Here is a 5,182-nt window from a genome sequence, read left to right on the forward strand (position 1 = left end):
TCTTTTGTTATCAGGCCCGGGCCGTCGCGCTACACAGTGCCCGCGGTGGTGCCCTGGGGGTTTTTCCGGGTGGCCGGGGGGGAGCCGGGTTCCGGGGTGCTGCCGGGCTTCGGCGGCTTCGGGGGCCGGGCCCGGCCGCTCGGGTTGTCCCGCAGATACGACGTTCCGTCCCCGCCGTCCGCCGTGGCGTGCCCGCCGGGCGGGCTGACGTCCCTGCGCCGCAGATAGCGCTCGAACTCGCGGGCGATGGCCTCACCCGACGCCTCCGGCAGCTCGGCGGTGTCCCGGGCCTCCTCCAGCGTCTGGACGTACTCGGCGACCTCGCTGTCCTCGGCGGCCAACTGGTCCACGCCCACCTGCCAGGCCCGCGCGTCCTCGGGCAGCTCGCCCAGTGGAATGCGCAGGTCGAGCAGGTCCTCCAGGCGGTTGAGCAGGGCCATCGTCGCCTTCGGGTTGGGCGGCTGCGACACATAGTGCGGTACGGCGGCCCACAGCGACACCGCCGGGACACCCGCGTGCGCGCACGCCTCCTGGAGGACGCCGACGATGCCCGTGGGGCCTTCGTACTTGGTCTCCTCCAGGTCCATCCGCTGGGCCAGATCCGGGTCGGACGTGACACCGCTGACCGGCACCGGACGGGTGTGCGGGGTGTCACCGAGCAGGGCGCCCAGGACAACCACGAGCTCGACGCCCAGCTCGTGCGCGAAGCCGAGGAGCTCGTTGCAGAACGAGCGCCAGCGCATGGACGGTTCGATGCCCCGGACCAGCACCAGGTCGCGCGGTTTCTCGCCGCCGACCCGCACCACCGACAACCTTGTCGTCGGCCAGGTGATCTTGCGGACGCCGGCGTCCATCCACACCGTGGGGCGGTTCACCTGGAAGTCGTAGTAGTCCTCGGCGTCCAGCGCCGCGAACACCTCGCCCTTCCACTCCCGCTCCAGATGCGCCACCGCGGTGGAAGCGGCGTCACCGGCATCGTTCCAGCCCTCGAACGCGGCCACCATGACTGGGTCGATCAGCTCGGGAACTCCCTCCAGCTCGATCACCCAGCGCCTCCTTCCGACGTGCCCTCGCGTACCTCCCAACCTTACGGCTTCCGGCGGGGGCGCCCGCAGCCCCCTTGCACGGGGGAGTGAACGGATCACTGCCCCGTTCGCCGGCCTCGAACACCCCCGGGCGGAACCGAGGACTTCACCAGGACTTCACGGGGAACCGCGCAGCCACTGCTCCACGCTCGCGATGTGCACGGTCGCCCACGAGCGTGCCGCCTCCGCGTCCCGGTCCCGCAGCGCGGCCAGGATCGCCCGGTGCTCGCGCAACGTGCGCGCGACCGCGTCCTCCCGGGTCAGTCCGCGCCAGATCCGGGCCCGGGTGGCCGGCCCGGACAGGCCGTCGAGCAGGGCGCACAGCACCGAGTTGCCGGCGCTCTGCGCGATCCCTCGGTGGAACTCCAGGTCGCAGGCGACCAGCTCCTCCACCGAGGGTGCCGCGCCCAGCGCGTCCAACTGCACCGAGAGGGCGTCCAGTTGCTGCTCGCTGATCCGGGGGGCCGCCATCGCCGTCGCGGCGGGCTCGAGGATGCGGCGCACCGCGAGGAACTCGAGCACCGTGTCGTCGCGGTGGAAGTCCACGACGAAGCCCATCGCCTCCAGGAGCAACTGCGGGTCCAGGCTGGTGACGTACGTGCCGTCACCCTGCCGCACGTCCAGGATCCGGATCAACGACAGCGCGCGCACGGCCTCCCGCAGGGAGTTGCGGGACAGACCGAGTTCGGCGGCGAGTTCGCTCTCCTTGGGCAGCCGGTCACCGGGCCGCAGCGCACCGGAGACGATCATGTCCTTGATCTTTCCGATCGCCTCGTCGGTGACCGCCATGGCGTGCCTCCCCGTCGCCCAGACATCCGATGTCTCAGCACATTATGGGGGTACGTCACGGACCCGCCCGTCCTGGACCGGCCCGTCCCGGGCCTCGCGCGGCCTCGGCGCGTCGACCGCGGCGGAACCGGCCCGGTCGTCCTCCGGCCCGCCGCGCGCGAGACACGACTGCAGCCGCAGATGCCGGAACTCGAAGCACGCCCCCGACTGCCGCAGCACACCGCGTCGATGGGCGTCCTCCAGAAACGCCATCAGCCGCCACGGCAGCCGCCCCGTCAACGCCAGCCAGACGCGGGCGACGGTGAAGCGCCCCCAGGCGCTGAGCGAGAGCGCCGCCGCACCCAGCGGAAGCCACAGCTGGGTGCCGATGTGCACCAGACCGCCCCAGTCGCCCGGCAGCGCCACCACCGGTACGCAGACGAGGGCGACCAGCAGTGCCACGACACCCCCGCGCGTGAGGGATGCCGTCCGGTCCGTGCGCAGCGAGGAGCCGGGACCGGTCGCGCGCATGATGTCCGAGGGCACGCTCAGGGCGCGGTAGACACCGCACACGCAGCCGCCCACCACCCCGATCAGTACCCCGCCGGCCACGAAGGTCGGCAGGAAGCGCGCCAGAACGCCCGCCGCCGGGCCCCGGGTCAGCCAGCCCCGGGCCGCCCGGGGCAGCACCGACCGCAGGTTCGCCGCGTACGCCGCCGTCTCCGACGGCCGAGCCCCCGCCGTACCGCCGGACAGGGTGAGGCGTACGAGCACGGCACCGTCCCGGGACTCGAACACCGTGCGCCGGGAGGTGAAGGGGACACATCTGCGGCCGTGCAGCAGCGGCATCGTGCAGTCGGGCGGCCGAGTGCCCTCGGGGTAGGCGACCGGCCGTGCCCCGCTGCCGGGGATCAGCAGTGTGCCGCGCAGCGGCCGCACGGTGGCCGCCGTCCTGAGGCCGGGCCGCTCCGTGAAGCGCCAGCCGTCGATCCGCCGGCCCGAGAGGTCGGCCGGGGAGCCGGACCTGAGCACGGTCACCCCCGCCGCGCCGAGCCCCGCGGCCGTGCACGCGGTGACCCCGACGAGCAGCGCGGCGGCCGTGCCCCGGACCACGCCCGCCGCGAACCGCCGGGCCACCCGGCCCACCCGGGCCTGACGCGTGCCGTCCCGTCCGGCCCGCCGTGTCGCGCTCACCAGCAGTGCCGCGCCCGCCCCCGCACAGGTGGTGCCGACCAGCACGGTCCAGGGGTTGCCGGACCGGCCGAGCAGCGCCGCCCCCGCCGTGCCCGTGCCGCCCAGCAGCAGGGCCGCCCCGCAGATCCGGGCCACCGCGCGTCCCGCGGCGCCGGTCCAGGGCAGGCCGAGCGGCAGCGGCCGCCGCGGCAGCCCGGCGATGCCGAAGAACAGGGTGAACAGCAGGGAGAACAGGCACCCGCCGAGCAGATCGGGCACCCAGCCGTCGGTGACCGCGCCGAACCGGAAGCCGAAACGCAGGTCGTCGGCGGCGGCGAAGCCCGCCCACAGCAGCGTGCTCACCCCCGCGGTGACCAGTGTCTGCCGGGCGAGGAACGGCAGGCCGGGCCGGTCGCCGTCCGACGGCAGCAGCCACACCGCCCCGAAGGCGAACCCCAGGGTCTGGCCGATCAGCGCGGCGGCCACCGAGACGACGTCCTCCACACCCGCCAGCTCGCCCGCCGCACATGCCGCCGTGCCGGGCAGCACCAGCGCGGACAGCACCACCAGTGCCAGCAGCCCCGGCGCGTACACCCGCAGGGCCCGCGGCAGCATCGACTCGAGCTCCCACCACGCCAGCCGTCCCGTGCCGCGCCGCTGCAGCGTCCGGGCCAGCAGGGTCAGCCGGCGCATCGCGTCGGCGGTCGCGCCCGGTCCCGAGTCCGCGAACGCGGCGGGGACGAAGGCCCCGAGCAGATGCTCCTCGACCGCGGCCGCCGTGGCGAAGCGCTCCGTGTCGAGCAGCTCCGACGGATCGCGCGAGGTGTCGCCGTACACCGCTCGGGCCAGCGCCACCATCAGCGGAGCGGTGAGCGCCTGCGCCAGCGGTGCGCGCGGCCGCCGGGCGAGCTCCCGCAGCACCGGCGTCCACACGGTGCCGGGTTCCCCGTCCCCGGTGCGCAGGGGCCGGGCCGTCCGTTCCAGATGGCTGCCGGCCTGCGCGGGGTCGAGGGGCAGCAGCTCGACCACCTCGGCCGCGGTGAGTACGTCCCCCTCCGCCACCGCCGTGGCCCAGGCCTCGCCCCGGCTGGTGAGCAGCAGCGGCAGGTCGTCGTCGAGTTCGGAGTTGATGCGGCGCACGGCCTCCCCGTAGTCGGGCCGGGCCAGTTCGTCGAAGCCGTCGAGGACCGGCAGGACCAGCCCCGCGTCGAGGAGGGCGCGGGCGAGGGTGCGCCGCCCGTCGGAGACGGCGGCGAGCGGCGGGTAGTCGGCGGCGAGCCGGTCCGCGAGCCAGTCGCGCAGGCCGGTACGCCGCGGGTCCCAGCCCGCCGGAGGGAAGATCACCGGTACCGGTCCGCCGGAGCGCCGCGCGGCCAGCCGGCCGAGGACGAACCGCACCGCGAGCACGCTCTTGCCCGACCCCGGACCGCCCAGCACCACCAGGCGCCGGCCGGGCAGCGTCGCGAACGAGCCGGTGAGGTCCTCGATCCGGGCCTCGCGCGGCGGGGGCAGGGGCTGGGCGCGCCGGATGTTCCCGGGGTGGTCGGCCAGCCGCCGGTCCGCGGGCGCCCAGCGCACGTCGAGCGGGGCCGGGTCCTGCAGCCGTCGCAGCCGGGCCTCCGCCGCCCACTGGTCCCGTACGGCCTCGGCCAGCGCGTCGGCGGCCCGCCGCCGGTCCTCGTCGTCCGGTCGCGGGGGCGGGTCGGCATCGCCGCGCAGGACGTCGGCCACGAGCGCCGCGACCGACACGAACGCGCCGATCGCCGAGATCAGGACGCCCGCGGTCGCGGCGTTGCGCCACCACAGACGCAGGACGCCCGCCAGCGCCGCGAGCGCGGCCCCGCACACGGCGAACCCCAGCCGCCGCCGCACCCGGGCACGGTGCCAACCGCCTTGCATATGAGCGCTCCCCGGGCCGGACTCCGGTGCCGTACCGCTGTGTCGGAGCCATCCGTTCTAGTGGCCGGACCGGTGACGAACCGCCTGTTCGAAACACCTGTGAGGGAGCGTGCGGAAGTGCCGCGGGGGCGTGTGGACGTGCGATCCGGGGTCGGCTCACCGGCCGACGGCACGAGTGGCCGGCACCTACGACGGAGAGGGGCGGGGGCCGCGGGGGGGGGGGGGGCCGCAGCCGGTTTGAGGGCCCCGCGCCGGGA

General features: G+C 75.2%; 3 protein-coding genes. All 3 read right to left on the reverse strand.

The window, feature by feature from the left end; genetic code table 11:
• Window positions 1-29 precede the first annotated feature (29 nt).
• The 3 genes from ACFW2E_RS41065 to ACFW2E_RS41075 all read right to left on the reverse strand — a co-directional run bounded on the left by ACFW2E_RS41065 (window position 30) and on the right by ACFW2E_RS41075 (window position 4,898).
• Window positions 30-1,046: a PAC2 family protein gene (locus ACFW2E_RS41065; protein ID WP_384475490.1), complete on the reverse strand. Its 1,017-nt coding sequence runs from the start codon at window positions 1,044-1,046 to the stop codon at window positions 30-32.
• Between the two features lie 156 nt (window positions 1,047-1,202).
• On the reverse strand, window positions 1,203-1,874 hold the full coding sequence (locus ACFW2E_RS41070; protein WP_384475493.1) for a FadR/GntR family transcriptional regulator: 672 nt from the start codon (window positions 1,872-1,874) through the stop codon (window positions 1,203-1,205).
• Between the two features lie 42 nt (window positions 1,875-1,916).
• On the reverse strand, window positions 1,917-4,898 hold the full coding sequence (locus ACFW2E_RS41075) for a hypothetical protein (RefSeq protein ID WP_384475496.1): 2,982 nt from the start codon (window positions 4,896-4,898) through the stop codon (window positions 1,917-1,919).
• Window positions 4,899-5,182: the final 284 nt, after the last annotated feature.

It is taken from the genome of Streptomyces sp. NPDC058964, assembly GCF_042741275.1.
In the GTDB taxonomy this organism is placed as follows: domain Bacteria; phylum Actinomycetota; class Actinomycetes; order Streptomycetales; family Streptomycetaceae; genus Streptomyces.